The sequence below is a fragment of the Aeromonas sp. Marseille-Q5825 genome, assembly GCF_946892685.1.
In the GTDB taxonomy this organism is placed as follows: Bacteria; Pseudomonadota; Gammaproteobacteria; order Enterobacterales; family Aeromonadaceae; genus Aeromonas; species Aeromonas rivipollensis.
In genome coordinates this window covers 638,037-657,452 of the sequence record NZ_CAMPOU010000004.1, presented here as the reverse complement: position 1 = coordinate 657,452, position 19,416 = coordinate 638,037, and the positions used below count along the sequence as shown (strand labels likewise).

Below are 19,416 nucleotides of genomic sequence, written 5' to 3'. Positions count from 1 at the left end.
TTAGAGCGCATCGAAGGCCCCCAGACGTTTGGCAATGGTCAGGTAGATGGCGATGATGAGGATGGGCACCAGTGAGAAGGCGGCGGCGAAGGGCAGGTTGCCCGCCGTGCCCTGCTGCATGTAGACCACCTGGCCTATATACATGGTCGAGTTGCCTATGATGCCGGGAATGATGTAGTCACCAAGGGTCAGGGAAAAAGTGAAGATGGAGCCCGCCACCACGCCGGGCAGTGCCAGCGGCAGTATCAGGGTGCGGAAGGTCTGGGCCGGAGTCGCCCCCAGATCGCTGCTCGCCTCCAGCAGGGAGCGCGGAATACGCTCCACCGCCGCCTGAATGGGCAGGATCATGAAGGGCAGCCAGACGTAGACGAAGACGATGAAGGTGCCGAGTCGCGAAAACGACAGGGAGGGGCCGCCAATCATCGGCAGGGAGAGGATGCCATCCAGCAGCCACTCCAGCCCCAGGCTGTCCGCCAGCCAGCTGATCACCCCTTCCTTGGCCAGGATCAGCTTCCAGGCATAGACCCGCACCAGATAGCTGGACCAGAGCGGCAGCATGATGCCCACGTAGAACAGCGCCCGGGTCTTGCCGCTGGTGTAGCGCGCCATGTAGTAGGCGATGGGGAAGCCGAGCAGGGCGCAGGCCAGGGTCACCAGCAGCGACATGCCGACGGTACGGCCGATGACGTCCAGGTTCTCCGGCCGCAGCAGGGCGATGAAATTTTGCAGCCCCAGCTCGTGACGCACCTGACCGCTGAACTCGTCCAGCCCGAAGAAGGCGTTGGAGAGCAGCATCAGCAATGAGCCCACATAGATGATGCCGAGCCAGAGCAGGGGCGGCCCCAGCAGTATTCCCAGCAGCAGGCCGGGACGGCCGTAGAGCAGGGTGGAGAGGCGCCGCAGCGGTCGCAAGCGTGCAGGTTCGGTGGCGTGGCTCATGGCAAGGCTCGCACTGTGGGGGAGGCTCATGGCTGAGCCCCCGATCCTGAGGCACTCAGGCGGTGGATGGCCTGCTCAGGCCAGCTGAGGCTGACCCGGGCACCACGGGCCAGACGGGCCTGTCCCTCGTTGGGGTGGTTGACGATGATCTCGAGCTGCTCTCCCAGACTGACCCGGTAGCGCACGAAGGGGCCCAGATACTCCACCTCGCAGATCTCGCCGGACCAGCCGGGCATGCCGGCCTCGCCGAGCCGGATCCGCTCAGGGCGCACCATCATCTGGTGCTCGTCACCGCACAGCCGTCTGGCCTGCTCCCCCTCGAACAGATTGACGGTGCCAACGAAACGGGCCACAAACGGTGTCGCCGGAGCATCGTAGATGGTATCCGGCGCGGCTATCTGCTCTATCTTGCCCTGACTGAAGATGCAGATGCGGTCGCTCATGGAGAGCGCCTCCTGCTGATCGTGGGTGACGAAGATGAAGGTGATGCCGAGCTGGCGCTGCAAGGCTTTCAGCTCAAGCTGCATCTGCTCGCGCAGCTTGAGGTCCAGCGCCCCCAGAGGTTCGTCCAGCAGCAGGATGTGCGGCTGGTTGATGAGGGCCCGGGCGATGGCGATGCGCTGGCGCTGGCCGCCGGAGAGCTGCCCCGGCTTGCGGCTGCCGACGCCGGGCAGGCGCACCAGCTCCAGCATCTCCTCCACCTTGCGGTGGCGCTCCGCCTTGGGCACACCCCTGATCATCAGGCCGTAGCCGATGTTGTCCCGCACATCCATGTTGGGGAAGAGGGCGTAGTCCTGGAACACGGTGTTGAGGTTGCGATCATAGGGTGGCACCCGGGAGCAGGGCTCGCCAAACAGCCGGATCTCCCCCGCGCTCGGGTACTCGAAGCCCGCGATCATCCGCAGGCAGGTGGTCTTGCCGGAACCGCTCGGGCCCAGCAGGGTGAAGAATTCTCCGGACGGGATCTGGAAGGAGATGTCGTCGACCGCCTTCACCTCGCCATAGTGGCGGCTGACCCGGTCAAATTGTACGGCTGTCATGGTACGTCCTTGTCATCGAACAGGGCCGGGTCTCCCCCCGGCCCGTGGTGGGGCGATTTGCTGGTGTGGGCTGCCTGGACTCAGCGGCCACCCAGGATGGCGATATAGTCAGACACCCAACGATAGTAGGGCACACAAGTCCCCTGGCTCTTGCACTGGGAGACTGGGGTACGCCAGAAGTGCACCTTGTCGAAGTTGTCTATGCCATTGGTCTTGCAGCCCTCTTTGCCCAGCAGGGCATTGCCCTCGCAGGCGGCTGGTACCACGGGCACAGAGCCGAACCAGGAGGCGAGATCCCCCTGCAGCTTGTTGTTCAGGGAGTGCTCCAGCCACTGGTAGGCACAGGTCAGGTTCTTGGCCTCGCTGTGCACCATGCTGGTGTCGGCCCAGCCGGTGACCCCTTCCTTGGGCACTGTGGTGGCGATGGGCTGCTTGTCGGCGATCAGGGCATTGGCCTGGAAGGGCCAGGAGCCGGAGGCCACCACCCCCTCGTTCTTGAAGTCATCTATCTGGACGAAGGCGTCGTGCCAGTAGCGCCCCACCAGCTGGCGCTGCTTGCGCAGCAGATCGAGGGAGGCCTTGTACTGCTCCTCGTTCAGCTCGTAAGGATCCTTGATGCCGAGTGCCGGCTGGTGGGTCATCAGATAGAGGGCGGCATCGGCGATGTGGATGGGGCCGTCGAACGCCTGGACCCGCCCCTTGTTGGACTTGCCGTCCGGCAGGGTCTGCTCCTCGAACACCACGGACCAGGAGTCGGGCGCCTTGGGGAACACCTTGGTGTTGTACATCAGTATGTTGCCGCCCCACTGGTAGGGGACGCCGTAGTGCTTGCCCTCCACTGTGTGCCAGGGAGCATTCTGCAGGCGGGGATCTATCTTGCCGTAACTCGGGATGAGGGCCAGGTTGAGCGGCTGCACCTTGCCCCCCGCGATGAGGCGCAGGCTGGCGTCGCCGGAGGCTGTCACCAGATCGAAGCCCCCCTCGTTCATCAGCGCCACCATCTCGTCCGAGGTGGCGGCCGTCTTGACGCTGACCTTGCAGCCGGTCTCCTTCTCGAAGCCGGTCACCCAATCGTAGTTCTTGTCGGTTTCGCCTCGCTCCACGTAGCCTGCCCAGGCCACGATATTGAGCTGGCCTTCACCCTTGCCGAGCTCGGTCGGGGCGGCCTGGGTCTGGCCTGCCAGCAGGGCGGGGATCAGGGCCAGGGTCAGGGGGGTCAGTTTCATCTTGCTCTCCTTGCATGATCTGGAGCCATGCGATACCGCAATGGCAATTAACATCCTGTTAACCAGTCATGAGCGTAGGAGAAGGCAGTGGTAATGAGAATTTCAATTTTTAACGCCAGAGGTATCTGTTAAATCTATATCGAGAGCAGATGAATCTTGTTTTTGATGGCAGCGTGGCGATCAGCCTGAGGGGGCCGGCTAGCGAGAGACCGGCTGGCGGGCCCGCAGCCGGCTCTGATCCCGCGCTATGTCGATGAACTCGCGGGCGGTCCAGTCGAGCCGCGAGCCGCGGCGCCACACCAGACCGATGTCGATGGCGGGGATGGGCTCCTTGATGGGGCGGGCCTCCACCCGCTCCTGCTCCAGGGACCAGGGGCGATAGGCAAAGTCCGGCAGCAGGGCGACCCCGAGCTGGCTCGCCACCAGGCTGCGCACCGCTTCCACCGAGGCGGTGCGCAGCACAGTGCGAGGGGAGATGCCGTAGCGGCGCAGGCCGGCCCCTATGATCTGATCCAGCTGATCGGCGGTGAGCGAGATCATGGGCTCGTCCCCCAACGCCTTGAGGGAGAGGGTCGATTCCGCGCAGAGGGGGTGGTTGGCGGCGAGCCAGAGCCGCAGGGGGGATCGGGTCAGCAGCTCGGTATCGAACGCCTCCTGGCGTATGGTGCGGTTGGTCATCAGTATCCCCACGTCCACTTCGCCGTTGACTATCTGATGCTCCAGAAACGGCTGCTCATCCTCCTTCACCTCGATGCGCACCGCCGGAAAGGCGCGGCGAAAGCGGCCGATCGCCTCCGACAGGTAGTAGCCGGCCACCAGCGTGGTCACCCCTATGGTGAGCTGCCCCTGATCCTGCTGGGCTACCGCCTTGAGGGACTGGCCGGCTTCGGTCATGGCGCCGAGAATGCGCCTGGCATGGAGCAGGAACTGGTGGCCCTGGGCCGTCAGGGTGACGCCGCGCGGGTTGCGTTCGAACAGGGCGGCGCCGAGCTCTGTCTCCAGCTCGCGGATGGCGCTGGTGACCGCCGACTGGGAGATGTGCAGTTCGGCGGCGGCGCGGCTCACGGAGAAGCTGTCGGCCACCGCCACGAAGTAACGGATCTGGCGAAAGGTAAAATTCATCTGGGCATCCTGCCACGGGCGACGAGGTTGGCTGCCAGCTTAACCCCGAACTTCCCCCAAGCAAAAGGCGCCGTGATGGCGCCTTTATCATTATTTTTCCTGCTGTTAGCGGGAGCTGGCCGCCTCGATCACCGGCACCCGGTTCACCGCCTTGCCCAGATAGGCGAGGGTGATGGTCACTATGATGCAGGTGAAGCTGAGCCACATGTAGGGCAGGTAGTCGAGGGTGGCGACCCCGAGCACTCCGGCCATGAAGATGCCGTTGTCGCTCCAGGGCACCATGCCGCAGGTGAGGGTGCCGCCGAACTCGGCATTGCGGGAGAGGTTCTTGCGCGCCAGCCCCAGCCGGTCGTAGTTCTTGGCCATGATCTTGGGGGTCAGGATCAGCGACACATACATGGCGGAGCCGAACACGTTGGCCAGGAAGGCGGTGCCTATGGTGTGGCTGGTCAGGCTGCCGACGCTGTTGATGCGCTTCTCGAAGGCGCCGGCGATCACCGCCAGTATGCCGACCTTCTCCAGCAGACCGCCAAACCCCAGACCGAAGATGATGACGGCCACCGAGCCCAGCATGGACTCCATGCCGCCGCGACCCAGGATGTTGTCGATGAAGTCGACCCCTGAGGTGATGGCGAAGGGGCTGTAGGCGGAGTGCATCGCCTTGACCGGGTCCATGTCCTGGAACAGGATGGCCCACACCAGACCCAGCAGGGCGCCGAAGCTGATCACCGGGAAGGCGGGTTTGCGGTTCGCCAGCAGGCCCAGCACCAGGATCACCGGCACTATGGCCAGCGGCGTGATGTTGAACTGCTTGTCGAGGGCCTCCATCACCAGATTGACCTGCTCCAGGCTGACGTTGCCGGAGTACTGCATGCCGACTAGGGTGAACAGGGCCGCCGTGATGACGTAGGAGAAGAGGCTGATGGGCAGCATCCCCTTGATGTGCTCCACCACGTCGACGTTGGACATGGTCGACGCCAGCACCACTGAGTCGGAGAGGGGGGATAGCTTGTCACCGAAGTAGACGCCGGAGAGCACGGCACCGGCCACCAGGGGCGCAGGCACCCCCAGGCTGTGGCCTATGCCCATCATGGCGATACCCGCCGTGGCGGCAGAGCCCCAGGAGGTACCAGTAGCCAGGGAGGTGAGGGAGCAGATGATCAGGGTCGCCAGCAGGAAGATGGAGGGGTGTATCACCTTGAGGCCGAAGTAGATGATGCTGGGGACTATGCCGCCGGCAATCCAGGTGCCGACCAGGGCGCCGACGGAGACCAGTATCAATATGGCGCCCATCCCCTTGGCGACACCGTCGACGGCGGCCTGCTCCAGGGACTTGTAATCATGGCCGAGCCGGATGCCGAGCCCCATGATGACGAACCAGGCGATGAACAGCGCCAGCTGGATCGGCAGATCGAGCACGCTGGTGAACGAAAAGGCCAGGGCCAGAAAAATGGCCAGGCAGGCAAACACCTGCGTCATGCCAGGCAATCGGATGTGGTTTTGTTGGTTTTGCATAGATACTTCCTAAACTCTTGCTCGCCAAGGTCGGTCCCTCTCGTCCTGTGGATACACGTATCCCGAGGGGCCGGCCCAAAAAGAGGCCGCAATCTACCACAAACCTGGGGCGCAAAATCCCAACTTATTTAGCAAAAATGCATTAATGTTTGATAAATCTACTCATTAGTTGATCTCATCGGCGCTTTTTTTTGAATATCAGGCCAATGCAGGACAAATAGCCAAAACCCATAGAGAAGTCCGATTGCACTCCCCATAATCACAAACGATAATCGTTATCGTTTGATTCTGTGGGTAGCATCATCATGATCTGGATAGTGCGGTGTCTCTTGCTGGCAGCCTTGCTGGCGGTGTTGGGTTGGGGTCAGGACAAGGCGTACGGCCTGTGGAGTCTGGGCTTCTTGCTGGCCGCCTGGGTCATGCTGGAACCCAGGCTGAGGCCGGCGCTGATCCTGCTGCCGGTCGCGGGCATGACGGGGGTCGTCACCCTGCTCTGGCAGCAAAGCTGGCTATAGGAGCCGTTCAGCGGGAAGGAACGGCCTGGATCTTGTCATAGGCCAGGCGCAGTGAGGTCATGACCTTCTGCTCCATCTCTGTGCGTTCGGCATCCGTGGTGAAGTAGATCATGTCGACGTTGTGACGTATGTAGTGAGAGGGGAGCTGATTGAGGGTAAGGCAGCAGAGATCGGCCAGCTGGTAGGGGGTCAGTCTCTGGTTAAGTCCCTGTTTTTCTATCTCTTTGAGCACCAGATGTTCATAGAAGTTATGAATGTCGGTATCCAGGATCATGGGAAAACCCCTGTGGTGGCATGGCATCCTCAACAGCATAGCCATGGCAGGGGCAAAAACAAAAGGCCCGTCACTTTCGTGATGGGCCTTTTGCAGAATGAATGGTGCGAAGAGAGGGACTCGAACCCTCACATCCGTGGGACACTAACACCTGAAGCTAGCGCGTCTACCAATTCCGCCACCTTCGCACACTGATTTTCTCCAGCTGGTTTTAAATGCGGTTGGAGCGCATTGCTCTGTGTTTACATGTCAGAATCATGGTGCGAAGAGAGGGACTCGAACCCTCACACCCGGGGGGCACTAACACCTGAAGCTAGCGCGTCTACCAATTCCGCCACCTTCGCACATTCGGGTTATCAGTCTGGATTTACATGCTGTCTGATAAAAGCATGGTGCGAAGAGAGGGACTCGAACCCTCACACCCGGGGGGCACTAACACCTGAAGCTAGCGCGTCTACCAATTCCGCCACCTTCGCACATTCGGGTTATCAGTCTGGATTTACATGCTGTCTGATAAAAGCATGGTGCGAAGAGAGGGACTCGAACCCTCACATCCGTGGGACACTAACACCTGAAGCTAGCGCGTCTACCAATTCCGCCACCTTCGCACATTGTCATCAATCTTGTTTTACATGCCATCGATGAAGCATGTTGCAGTATGGTGCGAAGAGAGGGACTCGAACCCTCACATCCGTGGGACACTAACACCTGAAGCTAGCGCGTCTACCAATTCCGCCACCTTCGCATCACTGCGGTGGGGGATTCTATAGAGTTTTGGGGGGCCGTCAACAGCCAAAGGGGACTTTTTTCGCTGTTGACGGATAAAGCCGTATCAAGGGCACAAAACTTCAGCAATCTGGGTCACGCCGGGGCCAGTGCGTCCTGATACATCTGCTCGTACAGGGGGACTGAGTCGGCCCAGTCGAAGCGGGTGTGCATGGCATTTTGCTGCACGCGGGCAAACCGCTCCGGTTCCTGCAGGTAGTGGAGCAGGCTGCGGCGCATGGCATCGAGCAAGGTGCTGGCGGTGGGATCGTTGAAGCAGAACCCGGTCGCGTGCTCCGGATCGGCGTCCCAGTCCACCACAGTATCCTTGAGCCCGCCGACGGCTCTCACCAGCGGCAGGGTGCCATAGGCCAGGCTGTACATCTGGTTGAGGCCGCATGGCTCGAACAGGGAGGGCATCAGGAAGAAATCGGAGCCCGCTTCCACCAGGTGGGCCAGACGGTCGTCATAGGCATTGATGAAGGCGAACCTGTCGGGATGTTGCTGGGCTATGGTCTGCAACTGGGCGGCGAGGGAGGGATCGCCGGAACCTACGATCACCACCTGCACCTGATGTTGCAAAAACTTGTCCAAGGCCGGGATCAGCAGGTGCACCCCTTTCTGCTCGGTCAGTCGGCACACCATGCCATAGATGGGCAAGTTGCCGACGGGCAGCCCCGTCTCCTGTTGCAGGGCCCGTTTGCAGGCGTGCTTGCCGGCCAGGTGGTCGGCGTCATAGGTGGCGGGCAGCAGGGGATCGAAGGCGGGATCCCAATCCTGATAGTCACAGCCGTTGAGGATGCCGCGCAAGTCGCTCGCCCGTTGCTGGAACACGCTGGCCATGCCGTGAGCACCCAGGTGCGTCAGCAGCTCGCTGGCGTAGTTGGGGCTGACCGCATTGATCTTGTCCGCATAGAGCACACCGCACTTGAGCAGGTTGATGTGACCGTAGTCGTAGTTGATGCGCTGCTCGTAGTCCTGGATCTCCGGCACGGCCCAGAACTGCTGGCGATCGAACACCCCCTGGAAGGCCGCATTGTGGATGCTGATGACCGACCGGGTGCGTTGGAAGAAGGGATTGTGAGCGTGGCGCGTCTTGAGCAGCAGCGGCAGCAGGCCGGTGTGCCAGTCGTTGCAGTGAACTATGTCAGGGGCGAAGTTCAGCTGCTCGCAGGCGTGCAGGGCCGCCGCCGCCAGGAAGGCGAAACGCTCGCCGTTGTCGGGGTAGGCCTGATTGTTCTCGGCATAGAGCTGGGGCCGCTCGAAATAGGGTGGGCAATCGAGCAGATAGACGCAGATCCCGTCCAGTTCCAGCTGATAGATGCGATAGCTGATGTCGTCCCGCCCCTGAGGGGTGGGCAACCAGCGCGAGGCGAGCAGTTTGGCCTCATCCCGGCGCTTGAGCGTCTTGTAGAAGGGCAGGATGATGCGAACGTCGTGACCCCCCCGGGCGAGATGCTGCGGCAGGGCCTTGGCCACATCCGCCAGGCCCCCGGTCTTCACCAGCCCCTCAACCTCAGAGGCTACAAACAGGACTTTCAGTGGGTTAATAGCCAACTCTTGCTCCCTTAGGTACCACGACGATTCCGCCTTCGGATACGGTAAATCGCTCTCTGTCATGGTCCAGATTCTCACCGATCACGGTGCCGGGTGCAATTTCAACGTTTTTGTCGATGATGGCGCGTCGAATTGAGCAGCCTTCACCTATCTTCACATCCCCGAGCAGCACGGATTCGCTGATGTGGCTGCAGGGGCCTATGTTGCAGCGAAAACCCAGGATGGATCGCTGGATCTGGCTGCCCTGAATGAAGCAACCGCCGGAGATCAAGGAGTTGGCAATCTTGACCTTGCACTCATCGGTGTCGATGAAGGTGGCGGGGGGCAGGGGCGGGTAGTGGGTGTGCAGCGGCCATTTGCGATTGTAGAGGGAGAAGGGGGCGTCGTCGGCCACCAGGTCCATGTGCGCCTGCCAATACGAATCCAGGGTTCCCACATCGCGCCAGTAGACGTTGGGCTTCTCACCGGGGATGACGTTGGTGCTGTAGTCGTAGACATAGACGGGGGCGCGGGGGAACAGGCTGGGGATGATGTCCTTGCCGAAATCGTGGCTGGAGTTTTCCTCGGCGGCATCGCGCTTGAGCTCGCGGTAGAGCGCCTCGGTCTCGAAGATGTAGTTGCCCATGGAGACCAGGGCCTGGGTAGGATCCCCGGGGATGGGTTTCGGATGCCTGGGTTTCTCTTCAAAACCTATCATGCGACCCTCCTGATCCACCTCGATCACCCCGAAGGCGCTCGCCTCCTCGATGGGCATGCGCAGGGCCGCGACCGTGAGGGCGGCGGCCTTCTGCTTGTGGAATGTAACCATCTGGCTCACGTCCATCTTGTAGATGTGGTCGGAGCCGAAGATGCAGACGTGTTCGGGGTCGGAGATCTCGATGAAGCGCAGGTTCTGATAGATGGCGTCGGCGGTGCCGTCATACCAGCGTTTGCCCATCCGCATCTGGGCCGGAATGGGATCGATGAAGCGATCCGTGATGCCGACTATGTTCCAGCCCTTCTTCATGTGCAGGTAGAGGGACTGGGACTTGAACTGGGTGAGCACATAGATGCGCAGGAAGTCGGCGTTGACGAAGTTGTTGAGCACGAAGTCGATCAAACGGTAGCTGCCGCCAAAGGGGACAGAGGGCTTGCTGCGGGTGGTGGTCAGTGGCTGGAGTCGGGTTCCTTCGCCGCCAGCCAATATCATGGTGAGTATGCCTGCCATCGTATTTCTCTCCCTGAATTCATACTTTGAAAAGGTTTTCATGTTGCCGCGAAAAAACACCCCTAAAGGGGTGGTAAACGTTTTCTTGGTACCTTAGCAGATCCCGTCTGGCACTCTCTACTTGTTTTATTACAACCGTTGCACTTATTTAGGCTTTGCTCAGATACACCTTGAATTTGCCATCGCTGGCGATCACTTCGGTCCGTTTGAAGTGCGTATCCAGTATAGGTTGGTAACGCAGGAAGGCATTGGCGACTATGGTCAGGGCGCCATCGGCGGTCAAAAACTCGGGGGCCCTTGCCAGGAAGGTTTCGGTGGCGGCATAGAAGGTCTTGAGCCCGGCATGGAAGGGGGGATTCGAGACGATATGTTGGAATCTTTCGGCAATATCGGAATAGACATCAGAGGCATAGACTCGTCCCTGCAAGCCGTTGACCGCCAGGGTGCGGCGGCTGGACTCGAGCGCCAGGGCGCTGATGTCTACCATGTTCACCGCTAATGCCGGGTTGCGTTTGGCCAAGATGGAGCCGATGACGCCGGCGCCACAGCCAAAGTCGAGCAGCTTGCCCTGCACGGGCGGGAGGCTCGCCAGCAGCATCTGGCTGCCGAGATCCAGGCCATCGGCGCTGAAGACCCCCGGCAGTGCCATGACGGTCAGCTCGGTATCCCCGGCCTTGCACTCATAGCGGCTGAACCAGGCATCCAGCTCGAAGGGGGCGACCGGCTTGCCGAGCTCGCCGTGATAGAGGGAGCAGCGGCGCGCCGAGTCGCGTTTTATCGGCTTCTCGCCATAGGGGGCCAGCAGCTTGTCTGCCCCGTTGATGCCACCCCGGTTCTCGCCGGCGAGGAACAGGTCTGCACCGCTTTCCAGCAGCGGCGCCATCATGGCCAGCAGGTATTGCGCCTCGGCCTTGGCCTTGGGCATCAGCAGCAGCAGGGCATCGAAACGAGGGGCACCGCCGAGCTGGTGATCGAACAGGATGCGCTCACCCAGGGCCGCCTGCTGGCTGAGGAAATAGCAGTAGTCTGTGGTGAAGACCGTCAGGGAGTCGGCCAGCTCGGCCAGCTGACGAGGGTAATCATCTTCCAGGGTGCCACACACCAACAGCCGTTTGCCGACAAAGAGGGCTTGATTACGTTCCAGCATCTGGCTGACGGCACTGACAGGACGGCTCATTGGGACTCTCCACGCTTTTTTGGGCGGCCATTATACATGGCCGCTTTCGCCTTGACATTTATGCTGTGTTCCCGAAATATGCCCAGACACCTTATTTATCCAGAGATGATGCAATGCGGTCATGCGTATCGGAACGAAAGCATAAACACAGCCTGACATTCGGGCCTGCTGGCGTGCGCGCGTAACCTCTCATCCCTGAGACGATTCAAGCCCCGGTAGCGACCCCCGTACCGGGGCTTTTTATTGACCAGTCCATCTGTTTAGGAGAAGGAAATCCCATGTTTCAAGGTTCGATAGTTGCCCTGATCACCCCATTTCGACAGGGCCAGCTGGACGAGGCCGCACTGGCACGTCTGGTGGAGTGGCACATAGAGCAGGGGACCCATGGCATAGTGCCGGTCGGCACCACGGGGGAGAGCCCGACCCTGACCCACGACGAGCATTGCCGGGTGGTGGAACTGGTGGTCAAGCAGGTGGCAGGACGGATCCCTGTCATCGCCGGTGCGGGGTCCAACAACCCGGTCGAAGCCATCGAATACACTCGTTTCGCCGAACAGATGGGGGCGGATGCCACCCTGCATGTGGCCGGTTACTACAACCGCCCGAATCAGGAAGGCTTGTTCCACCACTTCAAGGCGGTCCATGACGCCACCACCAAGCCCATCATCGTCTACAACATCCCGCCCCGCGCCATCGTCGATGTGCAGCCGGCGACCCTGGCCCGCCTGGCCGAGTTGCCGCGCATCGCCGGCGTGAAGGACGCCACCGGCGATCTGGCCCGCCCCTGGACCGAGCGCCAGCTCATCAAGAAGCCCTTTGCCTGGCTCTCCGGTGAAGACGCCACCGCCGTCGCCTACAACATCGGCGGTGGCCAGGGCTGCATCTCGGTGACGGCCAACGTGGCTCCCAAGCTGGTGGCCGAGGTCCAGAACCTGACCCTGGCCGGTGACTGGCAAGCCGCCCGCGAGCTGCAGGACAAGCTGATCCCGCTGCATCAGGCCATGTTCGCCGAGCCGAGCCCGGCCGGTGCCAAATACGCGGTCTCCCTGCTGGGTCTGTGCAGCGAGGAGTGCCGTCTGCCGGTGATGCCGCTGTCTGACGCTACCCGCGAGCGGATCCGCGCCGCCATGCAGGCGTTGAATCTGTTGTAAAAACTGGGCTCTGGATCTCGCTTTTGACTGCCAGGTCAATTAATGGCCAGGCTTTGCCGATATACTCGCTTGGATACAACCAAGGATGAATTGGCATGCAAGAATGGGATCCGGAGCACTTCACCAGTTTTGAACATCTCTGTGAAGTGACCTTGGCCGCGGTCAGAGAAAAGACCGAGGCCGAGCAGATCTATCTGTGGCTGCGGGCACCGACGCCCCAGCTCTATCACTACAGGCCCGAGCAGGGCTTGCTCTGCCTGAGCGCCGATCTGCTCAGCTCCCTCGACTTGCCCCTCCTCTTCATAGAGCGCTCCCTCGATCTCGGCCAGTTGCTGGTAGAGCCAATCGCGCCGTCCAGCGCCATCTGGGAGAGTGTCGAGCCTGAGGCCCCGCGTCTGCGTGCCTGCTTCCCGCTCAAACGCCACAAGGGGCTGGAGGCCGTGGTCTATCTGGAAACCCGGCGCCGCCTCGATCGCCTGCCAAGGCGCCAGCAGCAGAGCATACAACTGCTGATGCACTACCTCGCCGCCGAGCTGGAGAGCCGGCGGCTCGCCGGTCAGGTCAGTCTGGAGCGGGATCAGCGGATCCATACCCAGGCTGACCTAGTCCGCAGCCAGGCCTTGCAGGACTCCTTCCTCAGCATGTTGCAGGCGCTGCACCAGGTGGGGGTCAAGCTGTCGCGCTGTGACAGCGAGGATCGCCTGCTGCACGATGCCGTGGTGCTGGCGCGCCAGGAGTTGCAGTTCGATCGCATCGCCATCTTCCTGACGGACAGCGAATTCAAGACCATGCACGGGACCTGGGGCACCAACGAGGCGGGTGAGCTCATCGACGAGCGCCATTTCATCAGCCCCATTCCGGAGCACCCCACGGTGCAGGAGGCGCTGCGCCGCAAGGACTATGTGCTGGTGCTGGAAGATACCCCGCTCTATTACGAGAAGCAGGAGGTGGGGCGCGGCTGGAATGCCATGGTGTCGCTCTGGGACGGGGGTACCCCCATCGGCTGGATCGCCGCCGACAACCTGCTCTGGCGCCGCCCGCTCAAGGCGTATCAGAGCGAGATCTTCAAGCAGTATGCCGCCGTGCTCTCCCAGTTGCTGATCCGCCAGCGCACCCAGGCGGCGCTCGAGCGTTTCAACCGTGACCTGGAGCTGCGGGTGCAGGAGCGGACCCGGCAGCTTGCCGACACCAACCGGGCGCTGGAGGAGGCCAACCGGCGTCTTTCCTTATTGTCGCTGGAGGATCCCCTGACCGGGATCGCCAACCGCCGTCAATGGGACATCACCATGGAGCGGGAGTGGGAGCGGGCCCGTCGCCATCAGGGGGTATTGGCGGTGCTGATGATAGACGTGGATGAGTTCAAGTCCTACAACGACCACTTCGGCCACGGCAAGGGGGATCAGTGCCTGCAACGGGTCGCGGCCCTGCTGCAGGAGACGGAGCGGCGGCGCACCAATCTGGTGGCCCGCTATGGCGGCGAGGAGTTCGTGATCCTGCTGTGCGCCCCGCAACCCGGGGAGGCGGAGCGACTGGCGGAGCAGATCCACCAGGGACTGGAAGCCCTGCAGATCCCCCATCCGGCCTCCCGGGTGGCGACGACGCTCACCGTCAGCATCGGCTTCAGCTATCTGATCCCCTCCTCGGACAAGGGGTGGCAGACCCTGACCGAGCAGGCGGATCAGGCGCTCTATCACGCTAAATCGCAGGGGCGGGCCTGTACTCTGGCCTATCGCTGACTCGGGCCGGCCCTCCCTCCCTCCTTTGTCGCGGCATCAGGGCGGCGGCCCTCTTCCTCGGCATAAATGTGGTCGCAAGCGTTTCTCGCCCTCTGACGCATGGCGATGATCCCCGGGTCTGGCTAGAATGGGGGCCCATTTTCCACAGACAGATCCTGCACCATGACCCTCTCCGGATTTCAAGGCCTGGTCTTCGACCTCGACGGCACCCTGGTGGACTCCATGCCCCTGCACCTGGCCGCCTGGGAGCATACCGCCCGCGAGTTTGGCTTTCAGTTCGATGCCGACTGGTTTTATGAGCTGGGTGGCATGCCCAGTCGCAAGATAGCCTTGCTGGTGGCCGAGGTGCAGCAGATCGCGCTGGATCCGCTGGTGGTGACGCGTTGCAAGACGGAGCACTACGTGGCCAACCTGCACAAGGCGACCCCCTTCCCGGCCATGCTGGATCTGGTCAGGCGCTATCACGGCCTCATCCCCATGGGCATAGGCACGGGTTCACCCCGCATCAATGCCGAGGCCGTGCTGCGCAATACCGGGCTGGATCGCTACTTCCCCGTGGTGGTGACCGCCGACGATGTGGAGCTGCACAAACCCCACCCGGATACCTTCCTGCTGGTGGCACAGCGACTCGGAGTCGAGCCAAAGGGCTGTCTGGTGTTCGAGGACACTGGCATAGGGGCGCAGGCCGGTGAGGCCGCGGGCATGCGGGTATGCATGGTCAAGGAAGGGAAGCCGGTCGGATTGACCTACTGAGCAAACGGGTTGGCCATCGAGGCCGCCTGGGGGGAGAAGACCCACTCTCATACGGGACAGGCATGACATGAGAGTGGGGATGCGCGTCGTCACCGATTGACGCAGCGGCAAGCTCAGAGCGAGGAGGAGGCGAGCATCACTGCTCGCTGCTACCGCCCTGATTGTCGTCATAACGGCTCGGGCCGCCGTGGGGGCGCGGGGCCATGGAAACCCGTGGCTTGCGGGCGCGCTGGATGCTGACCGCCGGGCGACCTGAGTGCATGGCGATGGTGGAGATCTTGGCCTTGTAGACCAGTTGCTGATTGCCATGGGCATCGGTCAACAGCACGCTGTACTGGTCGAAGCCGCTGATGGTCCCCTCCAGCTTGATGCCGCTCACCAGGAAGATGGCGACCTGACTGCGGTTCTTGCGCAACCAGTTGAGGGCAGAATCTTGCCCGTTCCCAAGAGAGAAGGCCTGCTCGATGGTGGAGTAGCTTGGGGATTCAGTTGTCATAAATTATTGTCCCGCGGAAAAAAAGTGGCGTTTGATTGTGCTAAATGGTCACAGGCTTGTCAAAGTCATTCTCACCCCGCCGCCAAAGCATCGGTGAACAGGGGCTGATGTGCGGGGGCTTGAGCAAATCTGCAGATAAATATGCCCCTCTTCCCTGGATGCAGAGTCGATCGATGCAACAAGACCCCCATTCCAGGCCGCGCCTATGCCCATGTATCTCGCGTCCCTTAAGGCCCTGTACATGAACAGGGCTGGTGGTTAGCGGCGGTGGCTGCAATAATTGGCGCCTCTGGCCGTTCGCGGCCTCATGCTGGGGTCTTATCTTGCATCCGGTTTCACACCAACACCCAATTACCTATACCCATGACGCGACCGCGTGCGAAGAGTGTGACCTGCTGGTGCCGGCCACCGCGCTGGCCGTGGGGGAGACGAGCAGTTGTCCCCGTTGCGGTCACACCCTGAGTGCGCACCTGCCGCAACAGGAGCGCAGGCCCATCGCCTACGGCTTTGCGGCGCTAATTATGTTCGTGCTCTCCAACGCCTTCACCTTCATGTCCTTCTCGGCCAAGGGAGTGGGGCAGGAGATGACCTTCCTGCAATGCATCACCACCCTGGTGGATCAGGGCTATCTGTTTCTGGGGGCCGTGCTGAGCCTGACCCTGATCGGCCTGCCGCTGGTCTATATCGGCTCCATCATGCTGGTGCTGTGGCGGCTCGACAAGGATCTGCACAGCAATGCCCTGCGCTCCCTCGGCCGACTGCTGTGCCGGATCAAACCCTGGCTGATGGTGGATGTCTTCCTCATCGGGGTGCTCATCTCCCTGGTCAAGCTGATGGGCATGGCGGACGTCAAGATGGGGCTCTCGTTCTGGGCCTTCGTGGGCTACACCGTGCTGCTGATCAAGATGATCTCGTCCCTGGACCGGATGTGGCTGTGGCAGCGGCTGTTCGGCCCGACCGAAGCGAGGGAACTGGATCCCGAAGCCAGTGCCCTGGCGTGCGGGCTGGTGGGTTGCCACATCTGCGGCGCGCTCAATGACGGCGATGCCCACAGCTGTTCCCGTTGCGGCGATCATCTCCATCACCGCAAACCGGGCGGCCTGAACCGCACCTGGGCGCTGCTCATCACCTCGGTGATCCTCTATATCCCTGCCAACCTCTATCCCATCATGGACACCGTCTTTCTGGGGGACGACACTCCCTCGACCATCATGGGTGGTGTGGTGTTGCTCTGGGCCATGGGCTCCTACCCCATAGCCGCGGTGATCTTCTTCGCCAGCGTGGTGGTGCCCCTGGTGAAGATACTGGCACTGCTGTGGCTCTGCTACATGGTGCAGCGTGGCCGGGTCGGTTCTCCCCTTGGCAAGCTCAAGCTCTATCGCATGACCGAATTTGTGGGACGTTGGTCGATGATCGACGTCTTCGTGGTGGCCATATTGGCTGGCCTCATCCGGCTCGATAATCTGATGACCATCTACCCGGGCCCCGCGGCCATTGCTTTTGCCGGGGTCGTTTTGATCACCATGGTGGCCGCCATGAGTTTCGATTCCCGCCTGATCTGGGATTTACAACAAGGAGAGCGCGAACGTGAGTGAGCGTAAGACGAGGTGGAAACCGGGCTCTGACTTTATGAGCTCGGCCGCCGCTATCTGGATGGTGCCACTGCTGGCGCTGTTCATCGGAGCCTGGATGCTGTTCCAGCACTGGTATTCACAGGGCCCCAGCTTCACCCTGACGGTCGCCACCGCCGAGGGCATAGTGGCGGGCAAGACGGTGATCCGCTCCCGTGAGGTGGAAGTGGGTCGCATCGAGGCGGTGGAGCTCAGCGACGACTACAGCCATGCGGTGCTCAAGGCTCGTCTGACCAATGCCGCCGCCGGCATGCTCAAGAAGGACAGCCAGTTCTGGGTGGTCAAACCCAGGGTCGGACGGGAAGGGGTGTCGGGTCTTGGCACCCTGCTCTCCGGGGCCTACATCGAACTCGCCCCGGGCAAGAAGGGCAAGGCGCGCGGTGAATACGCCATGCTGGACAAGCCCCCGCTCGCCTCGGTGGACGCCAAGGGGCTGAGGCTCTCCCTCAGCAGCCGCGATGCGCGTGCCCTGGGGGTCGGCTCTCCCATCAGCTATCAGGGCTTCACCATAGGCCAGATAGAAGAGGCCAAGTTCCTGCCCGAGAAGAGCGAGATGCAGTACCAGCTCTTTATCAATGCCCCCTACGACATCCTGGTGAGCAGCAACTCCCGCTTCTGGCTGACGCCGGGCTTCGAGGTCTCCATGAGCAGTGAGGGGATGAAGGTGAAGATGGACTCGCTGGAGAGCCTGCTGGACGGCGGCATCACCATGGGGCTGCCGCCAGGCTGGACACCCGGTGAGCCGGTCAAGCAGATGGACAGCTTCACCCTGTTCCAGGACGAGGCGAGCGTGCTGGCCGGTAGCCTGGATCAGTTCATCGACTACGTCTTCCTGTTCGAGGACAACGTGGGTGGCCTGCACCCCGGGGCGGCGGTGCAGTACCGCGGCATCCGGGTCGGCACCGTCATCTCTGCCCCCTACCTCATCGACGACAAGGGAGTGCAGATCTTCAAGAGCCGGCAGATCCCCGTGCTGGCACGCATCGAGGTACAGCGCCTCTCCCATCGCTACGCCAACGCGGAGCGGGAGCAGTGGCGGGCCCTGTTCAGCAAGCAGTTCAAGGAGGGATTGCGGGCCAGCCTCAAGACGTCCAGTCTGCTGACCGGCGGCAAGGTGGTGGATCTCAACTTCTATCCGGATGCCCCTGCCTATGAGCCCATCAAGCTGGCAGGCTATCAGGTGTTCCCGACGGTGCAGGCCGGGCTGGATCAGATAGAGCGCAAGGTGAACCTCATCCTCGACAAGTTCGTCGACATGGACATGGCCACCACGCTGACGCAGGTGAATACCACCCTGGCTACCCTGGACAAGACCCTCAAGCACATCAAGGCCGTGAGTGCCAATCTGGAGCAGTTCACCGGTCAGCGTTCGACCCAGCAGTTGCCCGAGTCGCTCAACCAGAGTCTCAAGCAGTTGCAGGAGACCCTGCAGACCTATGATGCCGGTTCCCAGACCAACCAGGAGCTGCGTCAGTCGGTGCAGTCTCTCAATCAGCTGATGGGGGAGTTGCAACCCCTGGTCCATTCACTGAACGAGCAGCCCAGTTCGCTGATCTTCGACCGCTCCCGTCCCCAGGACCCTGAGCCCAAGCGAGGAAAATGATGATGTCCCTGACTTTGCCAACCCTTAATCGAGAGGCCAAACTCGTAGATCTTCGACCGCATCCATTCCCCCAGGATCCTGAGCCCAAGCGAGGAAAATGATGAAAAAACGGATGATGACCCTGGCCTTGCTGGGCCTGCTGGCGGGATGCAGCTCCGCCCCGACGGCACTGCACTACTACTCGCTGGACGCGGAGATCCCGCAGTCGAACGGCGTCCCGGCGCAGCCCCAGCACCAGCTGGTGCTGCGTCCCGTCGCCCTCTCTGGCCAGCTGGATCGGATGAGTCTGGTCTATCAGCTGGAGGGCAAGGAGCTGCACTTTGCCGAGTACCATCGCTGGGCGGGTTCGCTGGATGCCCAGCTGAACCAGCTTACCCTCAATGGCCTCTCCAGCAGGCTGCCGGGCTGGGTGATACGGCAGGATGGGGCCCGCCAGGGACCCGTGCTAACCATCTCGGTTGAACGCTTCCAGGGACGGCACGATGGCCGCGCCCTGCTGAGCGGTCGCTGGCGCTTGCTGACGGAGGAGGGAGTGGTACTGCGGGACGTACCCTTCCAGCAGGAGCGGGTCTTGCCGGCCGATGGGTATGGTGCCCTGGTCGACGAGCTGGGACAGGGCTGGCAGCAACTGCTCGATCAGATAGCGGCGGATGTGCGCACCCGCAGCTGAAAGGGGCAATGAAAAACGGGAGGCCTGGGCCTCCCGTTT

Annotated in this window: 17 protein-coding genes and 5 tRNA genes; 7 read left to right on the top strand and 15 right to left on the bottom strand. The window is 61.7% G+C overall.

The window, feature by feature from the left end; genetic code table 11:
• The 5 genes from OC537_RS13695 to nhaC all read right to left on the bottom strand — a co-directional run bounded on the left by OC537_RS13695 (position 1) and on the right by nhaC (position 5,842).
• Positions 1-969 (bottom strand): ABC transporter permease, encoded by a 969-nt coding sequence (locus OC537_RS13695; protein WP_106885711.1) that lies wholly within the window; start codon positions 967-969, stop codon positions 1-3.
• The gene (locus tag OC537_RS13690; RefSeq protein ID WP_262111997.1) at positions 966-1,979 is read right to left on the bottom strand and encodes an ABC transporter ATP-binding protein; all 1,014 of its coding nucleotides are present in this window, start codon (positions 1,977-1,979) and stop codon (positions 966-968) included. Before OC537_RS13690 ends, OC537_RS13695 begins: the two co-directional genes overlap by 4 nt.
• Before the next feature lie 80 nt (positions 1,980-2,059).
• A complete protein-coding gene (locus tag OC537_RS13685; protein WP_262111995.1) occupies positions 2,060-3,205 on the bottom strand; it encodes an ABC transporter substrate-binding protein in 1,146 nt (381 codons plus the stop codon).
• 198 nt (positions 3,206-3,403) lie between these two features.
• Complete coding sequence (locus OC537_RS13680; protein ID WP_106885714.1) at positions 3,404-4,327, bottom strand: LysR family transcriptional regulator; 924 nt, start codon at positions 4,325-4,327, stop codon at positions 3,404-3,406.
• 105 nt (positions 4,328-4,432) lie between these two features.
• Positions 4,433-5,842, bottom strand: a complete 1,410-nt coding sequence (gene nhaC, locus OC537_RS13675; protein ID WP_262111992.1) for a Na+/H+ antiporter NhaC — start codon at positions 5,840-5,842, stop codon at positions 4,433-4,435.
• A gap of 305 nt (positions 5,843-6,147) precedes the next feature.
• Between nhaC and OC537_RS13670 the strand changes: the two genes are divergently transcribed.
• The gene (locus OC537_RS13670; protein WP_041206801.1) at positions 6,148-6,357 is read left to right on the top strand and encodes a hypothetical protein; all 210 of its coding nucleotides are present in this window, start codon (positions 6,148-6,150) and stop codon (positions 6,355-6,357) included.
• Between the two features lie 7 nt (positions 6,358-6,364).
• On the opposite strand, the gene OC537_RS13665 is transcribed toward OC537_RS13670, so the two are convergent.
• The 9 genes from OC537_RS13665 to rsmC all read right to left on the bottom strand — a co-directional run bounded on the left by OC537_RS13665 (position 6,365) and on the right by rsmC (position 11,337).
• A complete protein-coding gene (locus tag OC537_RS13665) occupies positions 6,365-6,631 on the bottom strand; it encodes a late competence development ComFB family protein (protein ID WP_106885716.1) in 267 nt (88 codons plus the stop codon).
• 102 nt (positions 6,632-6,733) lie between these two features.
• Positions 6,734-6,819 (bottom strand) — tRNA-Leu (locus OC537_RS13660).
• 70 nt (positions 6,820-6,889) lie between these two features.
• A tRNA-Leu gene (locus OC537_RS13655) sits at positions 6,890-6,975 on the bottom strand.
• A gap of 46 nt (positions 6,976-7,021) precedes the next feature.
• Positions 7,022-7,107, bottom strand: a tRNA-Leu gene (locus OC537_RS13650).
• 46 nt (positions 7,108-7,153) lie between these two features.
• Positions 7,154-7,239: transfer RNA gene (locus OC537_RS13645), tRNA-Leu, on the bottom strand.
• 51 nt (positions 7,240-7,290) lie between these two features.
• Positions 7,291-7,376 (bottom strand) — tRNA-Leu (locus OC537_RS13640).
• Positions 7,377-7,492: 116 nt separating this feature from the next.
• A complete protein-coding gene (gene glgA, locus OC537_RS13635) occupies positions 7,493-8,953 on the bottom strand; it encodes a glycogen synthase GlgA (RefSeq protein ID WP_262111988.1) in 1,461 nt (486 codons plus the stop codon).
• Complete coding sequence (gene glgC, locus OC537_RS13630; RefSeq protein ID WP_259334511.1) at positions 8,943-10,202, bottom strand: glucose-1-phosphate adenylyltransferase; 1,260 nt, start codon at positions 10,200-10,202, stop codon at positions 8,943-8,945. The genes glgA and glgC overlap by 11 nt, the downstream gene beginning before the upstream one ends.
• A 106-nt stretch (positions 10,203-10,308) precedes the next feature.
• Positions 10,309-11,337, bottom strand: a complete 1,029-nt coding sequence (gene rsmC / locus OC537_RS13625) for a 16S rRNA (guanine(1207)-N(2))-methyltransferase RsmC (protein WP_262111985.1) — start codon at positions 11,335-11,337, stop codon at positions 10,309-10,311.
• A 278-nt stretch (positions 11,338-11,615) separates the two neighbouring features.
• Between rsmC and dapA the strand changes: the two genes are divergently transcribed.
• The 3 genes from dapA (at position 11,616) to OC537_RS13610 (ending at position 14,977) form a co-directional block, all read left to right on the top strand.
• Positions 11,616-12,488: a 4-hydroxy-tetrahydrodipicolinate synthase gene (gene dapA, locus OC537_RS13620; RefSeq protein WP_262111983.1), complete on the top strand. Its 873-nt coding sequence runs from the start codon at positions 11,616-11,618 to the stop codon at positions 12,486-12,488.
• A gap of 95 nt (positions 12,489-12,583) precedes the next feature.
• Complete coding sequence (locus tag OC537_RS13615; RefSeq protein WP_262111981.1) at positions 12,584-14,224, top strand: GGDEF domain-containing protein; 1,641 nt, start codon at positions 12,584-12,586, stop codon at positions 14,222-14,224.
• 162 nt (positions 14,225-14,386) lie between these two features.
• Positions 14,387-14,977, top strand: a complete 591-nt coding sequence (locus OC537_RS13610) for an HAD family hydrolase (protein WP_171276898.1) — start codon at positions 14,387-14,389, stop codon at positions 14,975-14,977.
• Between the two features lie 136 nt (positions 14,978-15,113).
• On the opposite strand, the gene hfq is transcribed toward OC537_RS13610, so the two are convergent.
• Positions 15,114-15,473, bottom strand: a complete 360-nt coding sequence (gene hfq / locus OC537_RS13605; RefSeq protein WP_106885723.1) for an RNA chaperone Hfq — start codon at positions 15,471-15,473, stop codon at positions 15,114-15,116.
• Positions 15,474-15,796: 323 nt separating this feature from the next.
• Here hfq and OC537_RS13600 point away from each other — a divergent pair, with 323 nt between their 5' ends.
• From OC537_RS13600 to OC537_RS13590, 3 genes are all read left to right on the top strand, one after another.
• Positions 15,797-17,068, top strand: a complete 1,272-nt coding sequence (locus OC537_RS13600; RefSeq protein WP_262111974.1) for a paraquat-inducible protein A — start codon at positions 15,797-15,799, stop codon at positions 17,066-17,068.
• Positions 17,061-18,707, top strand: coding sequence for an intermembrane transport protein PqiB (gene pqiB, locus OC537_RS13595; protein ID WP_163154617.1), 1,647 nt, complete (start codon positions 17,061-17,063; stop codon positions 18,705-18,707). The genes OC537_RS13600 and pqiB overlap by 8 nt, the downstream gene beginning before the upstream one ends.
• Positions 18,708-18,807: 100 nt before the next feature.
• Positions 18,808-19,377: a membrane integrity-associated transporter subunit PqiC gene (locus tag OC537_RS13590; protein WP_262111968.1), complete on the top strand. Its 570-nt coding sequence runs from the start codon at positions 18,808-18,810 to the stop codon at positions 19,375-19,377.
• Positions 19,378-19,416: the final 39 nt, after the last annotated feature.

Coding starts and splice junctions, on each gene's coding strand:
- hfq (WP_106885723.1), bottom strand. CDS start 15,473: ATGACAACTGAATCCCCAAGCTACTCCACCATCGAGCAGGCCTTCTCT.
- nhaC (WP_262111992.1), bottom strand. CDS start 5,842: ATGCAAAACCAACAAAACCACATCCGATTGCCTGGCATGACGCAGGTG.
- glgC (WP_259334511.1), bottom strand. CDS start 10,202: ATGAAAACCTTTTCAAAGTATGAATTCAGGGAGAGAAATACGATGGCA.
- rsmC (WP_262111985.1), bottom strand. CDS start 11,337: ATGAGCCGTCCTGTCAGTGCCGTCAGCCAGATGCTGGAACGTAATCAA.
- OC537_RS13695 (WP_106885711.1), bottom strand. CDS start 969: ATGAGCCTCCCCCACAGTGCGAGCCTTGCCATGAGCCACGCCACCGAA.
- OC537_RS13690 (WP_262111997.1), bottom strand. CDS start 1,979: ATGACAGCCGTACAATTTGACCGGGTCAGCCGCCACTATGGCGAGGTG.
- OC537_RS13610 (WP_171276898.1), top strand. CDS start 14,387: ATGACCCTCTCCGGATTTCAAGGCCTGGTCTTCGACCTCGACGGCACC.
- OC537_RS13680 (WP_106885714.1), bottom strand. CDS start 4,327: ATGAATTTTACCTTTCGCCAGATCCGTTACTTCGTGGCGGTGGCCGAC.
- OC537_RS13590 (WP_262111968.1), top strand. CDS start 18,808: ATGAAAAAACGGATGATGACCCTGGCCTTGCTGGGCCTGCTGGCGGGA.
- OC537_RS13665 (WP_106885716.1), bottom strand. CDS start 6,631: ATGATCCTGGATACCGACATTCATAACTTCTATGAACATCTGGTGCTC.
- OC537_RS13670 (WP_041206801.1), top strand. CDS start 6,148: ATGATCTGGATAGTGCGGTGTCTCTTGCTGGCAGCCTTGCTGGCGGTG.
- dapA (WP_262111983.1), top strand. CDS start 11,616: ATGTTTCAAGGTTCGATAGTTGCCCTGATCACCCCATTTCGACAGGGC.
- OC537_RS13685 (WP_262111995.1), bottom strand. CDS start 3,205: ATGAAACTGACCCCCCTGACCCTGGCCCTGATCCCCGCCCTGCTGGCA.
- OC537_RS13615 (WP_262111981.1), top strand. CDS start 12,584: ATGCAAGAATGGGATCCGGAGCACTTCACCAGTTTTGAACATCTCTGT.